11 protein-coding genes are annotated in these 14,905 nt (G+C 71.4%); 9 read left to right on the top strand and 2 right to left on the bottom strand.

What is annotated here, in order from left to right; translation table 11 throughout:
• Positions 1 to 150 precede the first annotated feature (150 nt).
• From rsmA to B100_RS0121950, 6 genes are all read left to right on the top strand, one after another.
• Positions 151 to 1,023 (top strand): 16S rRNA (adenine(1518)-N(6)/adenine(1519)-N(6))-dimethyltransferase RsmA, encoded by an 873-nt coding sequence (gene rsmA / locus B100_RS0121975; protein ID WP_024886562.1) that lies wholly within the window; start codon positions 151 to 153, stop codon positions 1,021 to 1,023.
• The gene (locus B100_RS0121970) at positions 1,020 to 1,916 is read left to right on the top strand and encodes a 4-(cytidine 5'-diphospho)-2-C-methyl-D-erythritol kinase (protein ID WP_024886561.1); all 897 of its coding nucleotides are present in this window, start codon (positions 1,020 to 1,022) and stop codon (positions 1,914 to 1,916) included. The genes rsmA and B100_RS0121970 overlap by 4 nt, the downstream gene beginning before the upstream one ends.
• Positions 1,917 to 2,054: 138 nt before the next feature.
• A complete protein-coding gene (locus B100_RS0121965) occupies positions 2,055 to 3,869 on the top strand; it encodes an ABC-F family ATP-binding cassette domain-containing protein (protein ID WP_024886560.1) in 1,815 nt (604 codons plus the stop codon).
• Positions 3,870 to 4,114: 245 nt separating this feature from the next.
• Positions 4,115 to 5,896, top strand: a complete 1,782-nt coding sequence (locus tag B100_RS0121960) for an outer membrane protein assembly factor BamB family protein (protein WP_024886559.1) — start codon at positions 4,115 to 4,117, stop codon at positions 5,894 to 5,896.
• Positions 5,897 to 5,963: 67 nt separating this feature from the next.
• Positions 5,964 to 7,940, top strand: coding sequence for an outer membrane protein assembly factor BamB family protein (locus B100_RS0121955; protein ID WP_024886558.1), 1,977 nt, complete (start codon positions 5,964 to 5,966; stop codon positions 7,938 to 7,940).
• Between the two features lie 226 nt (positions 7,941 to 8,166).
• On the top strand, positions 8,167 to 8,847 hold the full coding sequence (locus tag B100_RS0121950; protein ID WP_024886557.1) for a LuxR C-terminal-related transcriptional regulator: 681 nt from the start codon (positions 8,167 to 8,169) through the stop codon (positions 8,845 to 8,847).
• Between the two features lie 635 nt (positions 8,848 to 9,482).
• Here B100_RS0121950 and B100_RS0121945 read toward each other — a convergent pair.
• Positions 9,483 to 9,794: a hypothetical protein gene (locus tag B100_RS0121945; protein WP_024886556.1), complete on the bottom strand. Its 312-nt coding sequence runs from the start codon at positions 9,792 to 9,794 to the stop codon at positions 9,483 to 9,485.
• A 21-nt stretch (positions 9,795 to 9,815) separates the two neighbouring features.
• The gene (locus B100_RS0121940; RefSeq protein ID WP_024886555.1) at positions 9,816 to 11,495 is read right to left on the bottom strand and encodes a sodium:solute symporter family protein; all 1,680 of its coding nucleotides are present in this window, start codon (positions 11,493 to 11,495) and stop codon (positions 9,816 to 9,818) included.
• Between the two features lie 175 nt (positions 11,496 to 11,670).
• Here B100_RS0121940 and galT point away from each other — a divergent pair, with 175 nt between their 5' ends.
• Genes galT through galK form a run of 3 tightly spaced genes read left to right on the top strand, consistent with a single transcriptional unit; the run spans position 11,671 to position 14,893 of the window.
• The gene (galT, locus tag B100_RS0121935) at positions 11,671 to 12,732 is read left to right on the top strand and encodes a galactose-1-phosphate uridylyltransferase (protein ID WP_024886554.1); all 1,062 of its coding nucleotides are present in this window, start codon (positions 11,671 to 11,673) and stop codon (positions 12,730 to 12,732) included.
• Positions 12,729 to 13,691: a UDP-glucose 4-epimerase GalE gene (gene galE, locus B100_RS0121930; protein WP_024886553.1), complete on the top strand. Its 963-nt coding sequence runs from the start codon at positions 12,729 to 12,731 to the stop codon at positions 13,689 to 13,691. Before galT ends, galE begins: the two co-directional genes overlap by 4 nt.
• Before the next feature lie 29 nt (positions 13,692 to 13,720).
• Entirely contained in the window at positions 13,721 to 14,893 is a 1,173-nt protein-coding gene (gene galK / locus B100_RS0121925) for a galactokinase (RefSeq protein ID WP_024886552.1), read from the top strand.
• The last annotated feature ends 12 nt before the right edge of the window (positions 14,894 to 14,905 follow it).

The raw sequence follows: 14,905 nt of genomic DNA, 5'->3' as shown, positions 1-14,905 counted from the left end.
GGGGCGGCACCCCCGCACTGCCGGGGCGGCACCCCCGCACTGCCGGGGCGGCACCCCCGCACTGTTGGCCCGACACCCCCCACACCGCCGGGGCGCCGGCCGGCACACGGGGTGACCGGGGCGGACCCGTGAGCCCCGTACCCTTGTCCCGTGACCAGCCCCACCCCCGACGCCCTCCTGGGCCCCGCCGACGTCCGCGAACTCGCGGCCGCCCTCGGCGTACGGCCCACCAAGCAGCGCGGCCAGAACTTCGTCATCGACGCCAACACGGTCCGCCGCATCGTGCGCACCGCCGAGGTCCGCCCCGACGACGTGGTCGTCGAGGTCGGCCCCGGGCTCGGCTCGCTCACCCTGGCACTGCTGGAGGCCGCCGACCGGGTCACCGCCGTCGAGATCGACGACGTGCTGGCCGCCGCGCTGCCCGCCACCGTCGCCGCCCGCATGCCGGAGCGCGCCGACCGGTTCGCGCTGGTCCACTCCGACGCCATGCATGTCGCCGAACTGCCCGGGCCCGCCCCGACCGCCCTGGTCGCCAACCTGCCGTACAACGTCGCCGTCCCGGTGCTGCTGCACATGCTCGAAACCTTCCCGAGCATCGAACGCACCCTGGTGATGGTGCAGTCCGAGGTCGCCGACCGGCTCGCCGCCGCCCCCGGCTCGAAGGTGTACGGCGTCCCCTCGGTCAAGGCCAACTGGTACGCCGAGGTGAAGCGGGCCGGGGCCATCGGCCGCACCGTCTTCTGGCCCGCGCCGAACGTCGACAGCGGACTGGTGTCGCTGGTGCGGCGCGCGGAGCCGCTGAAGACCACCGCCACCCGGCGCGAGGTGTTCGCCGTCGTCGACGCGGCCTTCGCCCAGCGCCGCAAGACGCTGCGCGCCGCGCTCGCCGGATGGGCCGGCTCGGCCGCCGCCGCCGAGGCGGCGCTGGTCGCGGCGGGCGTCTCCCCGCAGGCGCGGGGCGAGTCGCTGACCGTCGAGGAGTTCGCCCGCATCGCCGAACACAAGGAGCGGGGCCAGCAGTGAGCGTCACCGTCCGCGTCCCCGCCAAGGTCAACGTCCAGCTCGCCGTCGGCGCGGCACGCCCCGACGGTTTCCACGAGCTGGCCAACGTCTTCCTCGCGGTCGGCCTGTACGACGAGGTGACCGCCACCCCGTCGCCGGACGGGCTGCGGATCACCTGCGACGGACCCGACGCCGCCCAGGTCCCCCTCGACCGCACCAACCTCGCCGCGCGCGCCGCCCTGGCCCTCGCCGAGCGGTACGGCCGCACACCGGACGTCCATCTGCACATCGCCAAGGACATCCCCGTCGCCGGCGGCATGGCCGGCGGCAGCGCGGACGGCGCCGGCGCGCTGCTGGCCTGCGACGCGCTGTGGGGGACCGGCGCCGGACGTGAGGAGCTCCTCGACATCTGCGCCGAGCTGGGCAGCGACGTGCCGTTCAGCCTGGTCGGCGGGGCGGCGCTCGGCACCGGACGGGGCGAGAAGCTGACGGAGCTGGAGGTCGGCGGCACCTTCCACTGGGTGTTCGCGACGGCCGGCCGGGGGCTGTCCACGCCCGCCGTCTTCCGCGCGTTCGACCGGCTGGCCGAGGGACGGGACATCCCGGAGCCGACGGCGTCCCGGCCCGTGCTCGACGCCCTCGCCAAGGGCGACCCGGACGCCCTCGCCGCCGCCGTCACCAACGACCTCCAGCCGGCCGCCCTCTCCCTCTTCCCGGAGCTGACGGACACCCTCGCGGCCGGCCGGGCGGCGGGAGCGCTCGCCGCCCTGGTCTCCGGCTCGGGCCCGACCACGGCCTTCCTGGCCCGCGACGGGAGGACGGCCGAGAAGATCGCCGCCGAACTCCGCCCCTTGGCCACCACCCGCACCGCCCGCACGGCCCCGGGCCCGGTCCCGGGAGCGACCGTCCTCTGACGCGTCGGCGGCGCGGGTCGACCGCGGTCAGCCCGATTCCGATCAGGTCATCACAAGGGTGACCATCTCCTCGCGTCCCGGGCGCCCCCCGGCAGGGCCTACGCTTGAGAACTGATCGATCCACCGGGCAGGAGAGAAATGGCCGTCAATCTGGTCAATGTCGAGAACGTCAGCAAGGTGTACGGGACGCGTGCGCTGCTGGACGGGATTTCGCTCGGCGTCTCGGAAGGGGACCGGATCGGGGTCGTGGGGCGCAACGGGGACGGCAAGACCACGCTGATCCGCATGCTGGCCCGGCTGGAGGAGGCCGACACCGGGCGGGTGACGCACTCCGGCGGGCTGCGGCTCGGCGTGCTCACCCAGCACGACTCGCTCGACCCCGAGGCCACCGTCCGGCACGAGGTCATCGGCGACATGGCCGACCACGAGTGGGCCGGCAACGCCAAGGTGCGGGACGTGCTCACCGGGCTGTTCGGCGGACTCGACCTGCCCGGCTTCCCCAAGGGCCTGGACACCGTCATCGGACCGCTGTCCGGCGGTGAGCGTCGCCGTATCGCGCTCGCCAAGCTGCTCATCGAGGAGCAGGACCTGATCGTCCTCGACGAGCCGACCAACCACCTCGACGTCGAGGGCATCGCCTGGCTCGCCGAGCACCTGCGCAACCGCCGGTCCGCGCTCGTCTGCGTCACCCACGACCGGTGGTTCCTCGACCAGGTCTGCACCCGCATGTGGGACGTGCAGCGCGGCGTCGTCCACGAGTACGAGGGCGGCTACTCCGACTACGTCTTCGCCCGCGCCGAGCGTGAGCGCATCGCGGCCACCGAGGAGGCCAAGCGGCAGAACCTGGTCCGCAAGGAGCTGGCCTGGCTGCGCCGCGGCGCCCCCGCCCGCACCTCCAAGCCGCGCTTCCGCGTCGAGGCGGCCAACGAGCTGATCGCGGACGTGCCGCCGCCGCGCGACAGCAGCGAACTGATGAAGTTCGCCTCCACGCGGCTGGGCAAGACGGTGTTCGACCTGGAGGACGTCACCGTCCAGGCCGGGCCGAAGGTGCTGCTGAAGCACGTGACCTGGCAGCTCGGCCCCGGCGACCGCATCGGCCTGGTCGGGGTGAACGGCGCCGGCAAGACGTCCCTGCTGCGGGCGCTCGCCGAGGCCGCCCGCAGCGAGGGCGAGGTGCAGCCCGCGGCGGGCAGCGTCCGCGTGGGCAGGACGGTCAAGCTGGCCTACCTCTCCCAGGAGGTCGCCGAACTCGACCCCGAGCTGCGGGTGCTGCAGGCCGTGCAGCAGGTGCGCGAGCGGGTCGACCTCGGCAAGGGCCGCGAGATGACCGCCGGCCAGCTCTGCGAGACCTTCGGCTTCAACAAGGAGAAGCAGTGGACGCCGGTCGGCGACCTGTCCGGCGGTGAGCGCCGCCGGCTGCAGCTGCTGCGGCTGCTGATGGACGAGCCCAACGTCCTCTTCCTCGACGAGCCCACCAACGACCTCGACATCGAGACCCTCACCCAGCTCGAGGACCTCCTCGACGGCTGGCCCGGCTCCATGATCGTCATCTCCCACGACCGGTTCTTCGTCGAGCGCACCACCGACCGGGTCTTCGCCCTCCTCGGCGACGGCACCCTGCGGATGCTGCCGCGCGGCATCGAGGAGTACCTGGAGCGGCGCAGGCGCATGGAGGAGGCCGCCGCGGCCTCCTCCGCCCCGGCCGCGGCGGCGTCCCGGTCCGAGGCGCCCGAGAAGAGCGCCGCCGACCAGCGCGCCGCCAAGAAGGAACTGCAGAAGGTCGAGCGCCAGCTGGACAAGGTCTCGGCCAGGGAAGCCACCCTGCACGCCGCCATCGCCGAGAACGCGACGGACTTCGCGAAGGTGGCCGAACTGGACGCCGAACTGCGGGACCTGGCAGGTCAGCGCGACGAACTGGAGCTGCGCTGGCTGGAACTGGCCGAGGACGCCTGACCCGGCGCGAGGTCCGCGCCGCGCGCCTGCGCGCGGGGAGCGCACGGCGCGTGAAGAGGGCGTGGAGGCACGTAACGGGCGCATCACAGGCCGGTCCTCCCTTGGGAACAGGGGAGGACGCGGCCCGGTGGCGTGTCGGTACCGGGTGATAGAAAGAGCCGTCTGATAAGTGACCGACGACGACTCTGGGTCATCACGTACCTCAGGGCGTGGCTAAAAATCAGTGAGCAAGGGGGAACGCGCTGATGACTCAGCCGCCCAACCAGCCGCCTCAGGGCGGCTTCGGACCACCGCAGGATCCGCCGCCGGGCGGTGGCTTCGGACCGCCGCAGGGCCCGCCGTCGACGCCGCCGCCCCCGCAGAACGCGCCGGCCGGCGCTCCGCAGCCCGGGTACGGCTACCCGCAGCAGCCGCCCGCCGGTTATGGCTACCCGGGGCAGCAGCCCGGCCCGTACGGCCAGCCGCAGCAGCCCGGCCCCTACGGCCAGCCGCAGCAGCCGGGACCGTACGGCCAGCCCGGCTACGGCCACCCGCAGCAGCCGCAGTTCCCCGGCGCGCCCGGCACCCCGCCCGGCGGCGGCTCCCGCAACCCCTTCAAGGGCAAGCCCCTGCTGATCGTCGCCGCGGCGGTCGCGGTGGCGCTCGTCGTCGGCGGCACCGTGTGGGCCGTCGCCGGCGGCGACGACAAGAAGGACGAGCCGGTCGCCCAGCCGACCGAGGACCCCAAGCCCGGCAAGTCCGACGCCGCCCCGGTCAACCCCGGCGACGGCAGCGGCGACGGCGGCGAGGACCCCGAGGACCTCAACGAGGGCCGCCAGGCCGGTGAGTCCAAGGTGCTCTGGTACAAGGAGGCGCCCGACGCGCCCGGTTCCGGCGCCGACGCCCCCGGCCTGTGGGTCACCGGAAAGACGGCGGTCAAGGCGGCCTACAAGGACGTCTACGCCTACAACGTGAGCGACGGCAAGCCCGCCTGGGACACCATCAGCTTCCCGAACAAGATCTGCGCGGTCACCCCGCAGAAGACGGCCGACGACAAGGTCGTCGTCGCCTACATGAGCAGCAGCAGCGACAGCGCCAAGTGCAACCGGCTCCAGCTTCTCGACCTCACCACCGGTGAGAAGGGCTGGACGCAGGAGGTCGCCGACGGCGCCCTGTTCGACTCCGTGCTGTCCATCGAGATGTCCCTCACCGGCAACACGCTGATGGTGGGCCGCTCGCAGTCCGGCACGGCGTACGACGTGCGGACCGGAAGGAAGCTGTTCGACTCCAAGCGGTACGGCGACGCCCCCTGCTTCCCCTCCGCCTTCGCGGGCGGTGAGCGGCTGATCCAGGTCGCGTCCTGCGGTGCCGGCGGCACCAACGAGCACGACGAGGTCCGTGAGCTCGACCCGGCGACCGGCAAGGTCAAGTGGACCTACCAGTACCAGAAGGGCTGGAGGGTCGAGCGGACGTACTCCGTGAACCCGCTGGTCGTCTACGCCACCAAGGAGGAGGACGGCGACAAGAAGGCCTGGAACATCGCCTCCTTCACCGCGGCCGGCAAGCTGCGCTCGCAGGTCTCCGTCGACGAGAAGTTCGACGCCGGCTGCGGCTGGGCCATCCTCGCGCGCGACCTCCAGGGCTGCGACGGCGTCGTCGCCGAGGGCGACACCCTCTACCTGCCGACCGCGGCGACCACCGGGGCCAACGAGATCGTCGCCATCAGCCTCGCCACCGGCAAGGAACTGTGGCGGCAGTCCTCCCCCGTGGAGGAGTCGATGGTCCCCATGAAGGTCGAGAACGGCAAGCTCGTCGCGTACGTCGAGCCGTCCTACGACGCGGGCGGCCGCATCGTGGCCCTGCCGGTGTCCGGCGCGAACCACAAGCCGGTCGTGCTGATGCAGAACCCGCAGGCCGTCGCCGACATCGAGAACGGCTTCTTCAGCAAGGCGATCGACTGGGTCGACGGCCGTTTCTACCTGTCCACCACCCGGCTGAACGGCAACGACGACGCTAAGGAGAAGTTGATGCTCGCCTACGGCAAGTGAGACCCGTGGGCACCGCTCACGTCACTTTCCCGCCGCCCGTCGTTCCCTTCCCCGAGGTACCCACGTCATGAGCCAGCCACCCCCGCCGCCCAACCAGCCCCCGCAGCAGCCGGGGTTCGGACCGCCGCAGGACCCGTCCGATCCGCCGCAGCAGCCCGTTCAGCCCACGCCGCCCGCCCCGTCCGGGCAGCCGGCTCCGCCCGCGCAGCCTCCGGGGCAGCAGCCGTCCGCCGGGCCGGATCTCGGCAAGTCGCCCCAGCCGGGGTACGGCTACCCGCAGGCCCCGGGCCGGCAGCCGCCCGCCGCGCCGCCGACGCCCCCGCAGGGGCCCGGATACGGCTACCCGCAGCAGCCGCAGCCTCCGCAGCCGCAGGCCGGTTACGGCTACCCGGGCCAGCAGCCCGGTCCGTACGGACAGCCGCAGCAGCCGGGGCCCTACGGCCAGCCGCAGCAGCCCGGTCCGTACGGCCAGCCCGGGTACGGGCAGCCGGGATACGGGCAGCAGGGGTACGGCTATCCGCAGACGACGGTGCCGATGCAGGCGCAGCCCGGGCAGCCGGGCGGGCGCAAGATCAACAGCACGGTGGCCATCATCGCCGCGGCCGTCGTGGCCATCGCCCTCATCGTGGGCGGCGGCGTCTGGTACGCGTCCTCGTCCGGCGACGACGACAAGCAGACCACCGCCGGCGGCGGCGACGGCAAGGGCGAGGAGAAGGGCAAGGGCGACGGTTCCACCGGCGGCTCCGGCGAGGGCACCGGGGGCACGTCCGGCGAGGCCAAGGAGAAGGCGCCCTCCGACCCCAAGTCCAAGGTCCTCTTCCAGGTGCCCGCGCCGAAGGTGCCCAAGGGCACCACCAGCATCCCCATCGCGGGCTCCTGGCTGACCGACACGGTCTACGCCAAGAGCGGGCTCTCCGAGATCACCGGCTACGACCGCGCGACCGGCGGCAAGAAGTGGACGCTGGACCTGCCCGGTCCGGTGTGCGCGTCGACCGGCCACCTCACCGAGGACAACAAGACGGCCATCGCCCACAAGCCGGCCATGCCCACCAAGGGGAACCCCCAGTCCTGCACCCAGGTCGCGCTGATCGACCTGGAGTCCGGCAAGCAGGTGTGGTCCAAGTCGGCCAAGTCCGGCACCATGCCGATCAACTTCAACAACGTGACGCTCAGCGGCGGCACCGTGGCGGCCGGCAGCACCAGCGGCGGCGCCGCCTGGAGCATCGCCGACGGCAAGGAGCTGTGGGCGCCCAAGACGTCCGACTCCTGCTACGACGCCGGGTACGGCGGCGGCGCGAAGCTGGTCGCGGTCCGCAAGTGCGGTTCGTACGGTGAGGACCGTCAGCTGCACATCCAGACCCTCGACCCCAAGACCGGCGACGTCATCACCGAGTACAAGATGGACGCCGGCATCGAGTACGCGGCCGTCGTGTCCACCGACCCGCTGGTGGTGGCCGCCGACGTCGGTGACTCCGCCGGCGACGGCAGCGGCATCTCCGACTTCTTCTCCGTCGACAACAAGACGGGCAAGCTGCGCGCCCGCCTCTCCGCGCCGGGCGACGAGTTCGCGGCCCGCTGCGACGCGATCTACAAGGTCGAGAACTGCACGGGGGTCACGGTCGGCAACGACCGGCTGTACATCGCGACCGAGGAGCACGACACCGGCGGGGAGTCCTACGGCCAGACCAACGAGGTCGTGGCCTTCGACCTGGCGACCGGCAAGCAGACCGGCCAGCGGGCCGACGCCGGTGACGACTACGAGATCTACCCGCTGCGGATGGACGGCGGCAACGTGATCGCGTACAAGCGTCCGCCGTACGACAAGGGCGGGCAGGTCGTCAGCATCGACGGCGGCTCCTTCAAGCAGACCGTGCTGATGGAGAACCCGTCGACGGAGGCCGTGCGGGACGTCGAGTCGCGGATGTCGCCGGACTACTCGGAGGTCCTCTACGGGCAGGGGGGTCTGTACATGTCCTCCGTGTTCGCGAGTGACTACACCAGTCGTGACAAGGAGTACTCGGTGATCGCGTTCGGTACGAGCTGATCGGTCGCCGTTCGGCTTCGGTCGTATCCCTGGTGGGCTGCAACGGCCCCGTCCCTGTTCAGGGGCGGGGCCGTTCGCGTACCGCTCATCACGCGCTCTTCGCCACCGAACACGAGAATTTCGGCGTTCCGGGGCGATTCTCGCCGGTAGGGGGAGCGCGACGTCGAACAAGCGTGTAGCTTCCGGGGGCATCCGGGGGCGTGTTGTCTGGGGGGATGATTGTCCGATGGGAGTGCGGCTGATGGTGGTCGACGACCACCGATTGCTCGCCGAGGCGCTGGCCTCGGCGCTGAAGCTGCGAGGGCACAGGGTGCTGGCCGCGGCGGCGCCCGCGGCGGGGGCGGCGGATCTGGTGATCAGCAGGGCGCCGGAGGTGTGTCTGCTGGGGACGGCGGCGCCGGCGGAGGCCGGGACGTTCGATCCCGTGGTGAAGATCAAGCGGGAGCGGCCGCAGGTGGCGGTGGTGGTGCTGGGGCCGGTGCCGTCGCCGCGGGGGATCGCGGCGGCGTTCGCGGCGGGGGCGTCGGGGTACGTCCGGCACGACGAGCGGATCGAGGGGGTCGAGCGGGCGATGCTGAAGGCGCGGGCGGGGGAGGCCGCGGTGGCGCCGGCGTTGTTGCAGGGGGCGTTCGGGGAGCTGCTGAATCCCGCGGCTCAGCCGGATGACGAGGGGGCGCGGTTGTTGCGGATGCTGACGCCTCGGGAGGTGGAGGTGCTGGTGCGGGTCGCGGACGGGGAGGACACGCGGCTGATCGCGGCGGGGATGGGGATCGCGCCGTCGACTGCTCGGACGCATGTGCAGCGGGTGCTGATGAAGTTGGGGGTGGGGTCGCGGTTGGAGGCGGCGGCCCTGGCGGCCCGCACGGGCCTCCTGGACCGCGCGTCGCCACGGGAGGCGGAGGGCTGACGCCTTGGCGCTCGGTGGGGCTGAGGTCCGACGCCCGCGGCTCGGTGGGGCTGAGGTTAGACGCCCGCGGCTCGGTGGGGGCTGGGGTGTGATGCCTGCGGCGCAGGGTTCTGTGCGGTGGGGGCGGGTGTAGCGCCCAGGGTGGGGTGGTGGTGCGGGGCCGCGGTGGGGCGGTCGTCCTCGGTCTGGCGCGATGAAGCGTGCTTGTGGGGTGTGGGGTGTTGACGCGCCAGCCGCTGCGGGCGCCCACCCCCACCCCGTCCCCTCCCCGCCGTCGGCGACTTCACCAACACCGTGGCGCCCATCACCCTCCGCAGCTTGGCGGCGCGCCTGCCGCCAACTGCGGGCAGTCGTGCCGCTGGGGCGATGGGGGTCCCCCCGCTCGAGCGGAGCCGAGAGTGGGGGAGGGTGGGCGCGGCGGCACCCCGTCAGCGCCGGGGTGTGCGGACTCCCCCCGGCCCGCACCAGGCGCCGGGCGGTCACCGGCACACGGAGGTGCAGGGTCCGTACGCGCGCCGGTGACGTATCCGCACACGGGGGTGCAGGGCCCGTGCCCGTGCCCGTTGGCGGATATGGGTACGGGGTGTGCAGTCCCGTGAGAAGGGAGCCGCACACCCCGTGTCGGAAGGGGACCGTCAGGTCGTGGGGGTGTCCTCGTCGACAGGGGGTGGCGGCGGCGCCGTCGGGCGGAGCCAGAGCCAGAGAAGGAACAGCAGGCCGAGGATCAGCATCCCCAACCCCGTCCACAGGTTGATGTTGACCCCCTGCGCCTTGTCGATGTCGGCATCCGACGCGGTGAACCCGGCGATCATCACGATCACCCCGTACAGCACGAACAACCCACCGATGATCCGCCGGATGTCGAACAACCGGGCGGCCGTCGCGGACTTGGTCTCCAGCTCGGTGATCTCCTTCTGGAGGTCACTCTCGGAGTTGTGCTCGGACATGCTCTCTCAATCCTCCCGCGGTCAGAACGAGAACGGGATGTAGCAGGCGGCAGCCAGAATCACCGCACCCCAGCCCAGCAGCGCCGGCTTGCGGTACCACGCGTCGTCGCCCTCCGCGGGCGGCTCCGCCATGCCGGGCGAGCGGGTGCCGTACACCAGCCCCTGCAGCTCGGCCTTCGGCTTGGGTGCCGTGAACAGCGACACGGCGACCATGACCACCGCGCCCGCGACGAAGCCCGCGATCGCGGAGACGAAGTTGGCGCCCTGGTCGGAGGGGATGTCGATGATGCCCTGCTCGTAGATGACGAAGTAGTTGATCATCGCGGCGGTGGTGCCGGCGACCAGACCCCAGAAGCCCGACTTCATCGACGCGCGCTTCCAGAACATGCCGATGATGAAGACGACGAACATCGGCACGTTGAAGAAGGAGAACAGCGTCTGGAGGTAGGCCATGATGTTGGAGAAGGAGCTGGCCAGGAACGCCGTGCCGATGGACGCGACCACGCCGATCGCGGTGATCAGGCGGCCGAAGCGCACGTAGTAGGAGTCCTCGCGGTCCGTCACCACGTACTTCGCCCAGATGTCGGAGGTGAAGACGGTGTTGAACGAGGAGACGTTCGCGGCCATGCCCGCCATGAACGCGGCCAGCAGACCGGTCACGGCGATGCCCAGCACGCCGTTGGGCAGCAGTTGCTGCATCAGGAACGGGATGGCGTCGTTGTACTGGAGGTCCGAGCCGCTGGTGCCGATCTTCGGGACCAGCACGGCGGCGACCAGGCCGGGGATCATCACCAGGAAGACGATGAAGATCTTCGGGAACGCGGCGATCAGCGGCGTGCGCTGGGCCGCCGACAGGTTCTTCGCGGACAGCGCGCGCTGCACCTCGGCGAAGTTGGTCGTCCAGTAGCCGAAGGAGAGGACGAAGCCCAGGCCGAGGACGATGGTCAGCCAGTTCGCGCCGAGCGGGTTGTCGCTGCCGATGCCGGTGCCGCCCCAGGCGGTGACGAAGTTGTCGCCGTGCGCCTTGGTGAGGGAGTCGCTGAGGCCGTCCCAGCCGCCGACGCTCTTCAGGCCGAGCACGGTGATCGGGATGAGCGCCGCCAGGATGACGAAGAACTGCAGGACCTCGTTGTAGATGGCCGAGGACAGGCCGCCCAGGGTGATGTAGCCGAGGACGAAGGCCCCGGCGACGACGATGGCCACCCACTGCGGCCAGCCGAGGAGGGCCTCGACGACGATCGCGAGGGCGTAGAGGTTGACGCCGGCGATCAGGATGGCGGCGGCCGCGAAGAGGATCGAGCTCAGCAGGTGCGCCGCCTTGTCGAAGCGCATCAGCAGGAACTCGGGGACCGAGCGGACCTTGGAGCCGTAGTAGAACGGCATCATCACCAGGCCGAGGAACACCATCGCGGGGATGGCGCCGATCCAGTACCAGTGCGTCGTGTAGACGCCGTACTGCGCGCTGTTCGCGGCCATGCCGAGGATCTCGGTGGCACCGAGGTTGGCGGCGATGAAGGCCAGTCCGGTGACCCAGGCGGGCAGCGAGCGCCCGGAGAGGAAGAAGTCCAGGCTGGTTCTGACCGACCGGCGGGCGGCGAAACCGATGCCCAGTACGACGACGAAGTAGATCCCGAGGATCGTGTAGTCCAGCCAGTTGGTGGGGAGCCGAAGCTCCGCGGCCAGGTATGTGGGGGTATGCATACGCACTCGCTTCGTTCGCGAACTGATCGATGCGGAATCTACGCTTCCGTGTTCAAGGACTGAACACGTTCCTACATGTTCTTTGTTTGATTGTGATGAGAGCCGTCCGCTGGTTGGTTGTGATGTGTTATGTTCGATTGTGTTGAGTGACGGGCGGGCGTGGAGGAGTACCCCAGTGAAGAAGACCTCGACCCGGCTGGCCGACGGCCGCGAGCTCATCTACTACGACCTCGGTGACGACACGGTCCGGGACGCGGTCGACCGCCGTCCGCTGGACGCCACCGTCACCACCTCCGAGATCCGGCACGACGCCCTGCTGGGCGATGCCGTCGCCATCGCCTCGCACCGGCAGGGGCGTACGTATCACCCGCCGGCCGACCAGTGCCCGCTGTGCCCGTCGGAGGGCGAGCGGCTGAGCGAGATCCCCGACTCCTCGTACGACGTGGTGGTCTTCGAGAACCGCTTCCCCTCGCTCGCCGGGGACTCCGGCCGCTGCGAGGTCGTCTGCTTCACCTCCGACCACAACGCCTCCTTCGCCGCTCTGAGCGAACGGCAGGCACGGCTGGTGCTGGACGCCTGGACGGACCGGACGTCCGAGCTGTCGCATCTGCCCTCCGTTGAACAGGTGTTCTGCTTCGAGAACCGCGGCGCCGAGATCGGCGTCACGCTCCAGCACCCCCACGGGCAGATCTACGCCTACCCCTTCACCACCCCCCGCACCGCCTTGATGCTGCGTCAGGTGGCCGCGCACAAGGAGGCGACCGGCGGCGAGAACCTGTTCGACGCCGTGGTCGAGCGCGAGCGGGCGGACGAGCGGGTCGTCCTGGAGGGTGAACACTGGGTGGCGTTCGTGCCGTACGCGGCGCACTGGCCCTACGAAGTCCACCTGTATCCCAAGCGCAGGGTGCCCGACCTGCCGGCACTGGACGAAGCGGCACGCGCGGAGTTCCCGCAGGTGTACCTGGAACTGCTCAGGCGCTTCGACCGGATCTTCGGGGAGAACGAACCGCCGACGCCGTACATCGCCGCCTGGCACCAGGCGCCGTTCGGTCCGCTGGAGGACTTCGAGGGCGTGACGCGCGACGACTTCGCGCTGCACCTCGAGCTTTTCACCATCCGCCGTACGTCCGGCAAGCTGAAGTTCCTCGCGGGCTCCGAGTCCGGCATGAACGTGTTCATCAACGACGTGCCGCCGGAGCGCGCGGCCGAGCGACTGCGGGAGGTAGCGAGTTCATGAGCGGGAAATACCTGGTCACCGGGGGCGCGGGATACGTAGGCAGTGTCGTCGCCCAGCATCTGGTCGAGGCCGGCCACGAGGTCGTCGTGCTCGACAACCTCTCCACCGGCTTCCGTGCGGGCGTCCCCGACGGCGCCGCGTTCGTCGAGGGCGACATCCGCGATGCCGCCAAATGGCTGGACTCCTCGTACGACGGAGTGCTGCACTTCGCCGCCTTCTCCCAGGTCGGCGAGTCGGTGCAGAAGCCGGAGAAGTACTGGGACAACAACGTCGGCGGCACCATGGCGCTGCTCGGCGCGATGCGCGAGGCGGGCGTGGGCCGCCTGGTGTTCTCCTCCACGGCCGCCACGTACGGCGAGCCCGAGCAGGTGCCGATCCTGGAGACCGCCCCGACCCGCCCCACCAGCCCCTACGGCGCCTCCAAGCTCGCCGTCGACCACATGATCACCGGCGAGGCGAAGGCCCACGGCCTGGGCGCGGTCTCCCTGCGCTACTTCAACGTGGCCGGCGCCTACGGGCGGTACGGCGAGCGCCACGACCCCGAGTCGCACCTCATCCCCCTGGTGCTCCAGGTCGCCCAGGGCCGGCGCGAGGCGATCTCCGTCTACGGCGACGACTACCCGACGCCCGACGGCACCTGCGTACGGGACTACATCCACGTCGCCGACCTGGCCGAGGCCCACCTGCTCGCGCTGAAGGCGGCCACGCCCGGCGAGCACCTGGTCTGCAACCTCGGCAACGGCAACGGCTTCTCGGTCCGCGAGGTGATCGAGACCGTCCGCAAGGTCACCGGGCACCCGATCCCCGAGGTCGTGGCGGAGCGCCGGGGCGGCGACCCCGCGGTCCTGGTGGCGTCCGCCGCCACGGCCCGCGAGAAGCTGGGCTGGAACCCGTCGCGCGCGGACCTCGAGGGGATCGTCGCGGACGCGTGGGAGTTCGCGCAGCAGCGCGCCAAGTAAGAGGCAACGAAGGGGCAGGGGTCAAGGGCATGAGCGAGTCCAGCGCGGCCGTCGCGGGAGCCGTCGCCGAACGGTTCGAGGAGCTGTACGGGAGTGCGCCCGACGGGGTGTGGGCGGCACCCGGCCGGGTCAACCTCATCGGCGAGCACACCGACTACAACGACGGCTTCGTCATGCCGTTCGCCCTGCCGCACACCGCGGTGGCGGCGGTGTCCCGGCGCGACGACGGCGTCCTGCGGCTGCACTCCGCCGACATCGACGGGCCGGTCGTCGAACTCACGCCGGACGACCTCGTCCCCGAGTCGGACAAGCGCTGGACCGCCTACCCGGCGGGCGTGGTGTGGGCGCTGCGCGAGGCGGGGCACGCCGTCACCGGCGCGGACATCCACCTGGCGTCCACCGTCCCGGCGGGCGCCGGCCTGTCCTCGTCGGCGGCCCTGGAGGTCGTCGTCGCCCTCGCGCTGAACGACCTGTACGACCTGGGCCTGCGCGGCTGGCGGCTCGCCCGCCTCTCGCAGCGCGCGGAGAACGTCTACGTCGGCGCGCCGGTCGGCATCATGGACCAGACGGCGTCCGCCTGCTGCGAGGCCGGCCACGCCCTGTTCCTCGACACCCGGGACCTGTCCCAGCGTCAGATCCCCTTCGACCTGGCCGCCGAGGGCATGCGCCTGCTCGTCGTCGACACCCAGGTCAAGCACAGCCACAGCGAGGGCGAGTACGGCAAGCGCCGCGAGGGCTGCGAGAAGGGCGCCGCCCTGCTCGGCGTCGACGCCCTGCGGGACGTGCCGTACGAGCAGTTGGACGCGGCGCTGGAGCGCCTCGGCGACGAGGAGGAGGTGCGGCGCCTGGTCCGTCACGTGGTGACGGAGGACCACCGCGTCGAGCAGGTCGTCTCCTTCCTGGAGTCCGGTGACACCCGCGCCATCGGCCCCCTCCTCATCGAGGGTCACGCCTCCCTGCGCGACGACTTCCGCGTCTCCTGCCCGGAACTCGACCTGGTCGTCGACACGGCGGTCTCGGCCGGCGCGCTGGGCGCCCGCATGACGGGTGGCGGCTTCGGCGGCTCGGCGATCGTCCTCGCGGAGGAGGCGGACGTCCCCACCATCACGAAGGCGGTGGAGGAAGCCTTCGCGGCGGCGGGCCACAAGACCCCCCGCGTCTTCGAGGCGGTGCCTTCGGCGGGGGCGCGGCGGGTGCGGTAACCGCCGCGCTCG

The organism is Streptomyces sp. CNH189 (assembly GCF_000527195.1).
Note: the sequence above shows the minus strand (reverse complement) of the source record. Positions and strands in the feature narration are given on the sequence as shown.

What these genes read in the sequence shown, in the direction of transcription:
- B100_RS0121965 (WP_024886560.1), top strand. Translation starts at nt 2,055, where the DNA reads ATGGCCGTCAATCTGGTCAATGTCGAGAACGTCAGCAAGGTGTACGGG.
- B100_RS0121950 (WP_024886557.1), top strand. Translation starts at nt 8,167, where the DNA reads ATGGGAGTGCGGCTGATGGTGGTCGACGACCACCGATTGCTCGCCGAG.
- B100_RS0121960 (WP_024886559.1), top strand. Translation starts at nt 4,115, where the DNA reads ATGACTCAGCCGCCCAACCAGCCGCCTCAGGGCGGCTTCGGACCACCG.
- B100_RS0121955 (WP_024886558.1), top strand. Translation starts at nt 5,964, where the DNA reads ATGAGCCAGCCACCCCCGCCGCCCAACCAGCCCCCGCAGCAGCCGGGG.
- B100_RS0121940 (WP_024886555.1), bottom strand. Translation starts at nt 11,495, where the DNA reads ATGCATACCCCCACATACCTGGCCGCGGAGCTTCGGCTCCCCACCAAC.
- B100_RS0121945 (WP_024886556.1), bottom strand. Translation starts at nt 9,794, where the DNA reads ATGTCCGAGCACAACTCCGAGAGTGACCTCCAGAAGGAGATCACCGAG.
- galK (WP_024886552.1), top strand. Translation starts at nt 13,721, where the DNA reads ATGAGCGAGTCCAGCGCGGCCGTCGCGGGAGCCGTCGCCGAACGGTTC.
- galE (WP_024886553.1), top strand. Translation starts at nt 12,729, where the DNA reads ATGAGCGGGAAATACCTGGTCACCGGGGGCGCGGGATACGTAGGCAGT.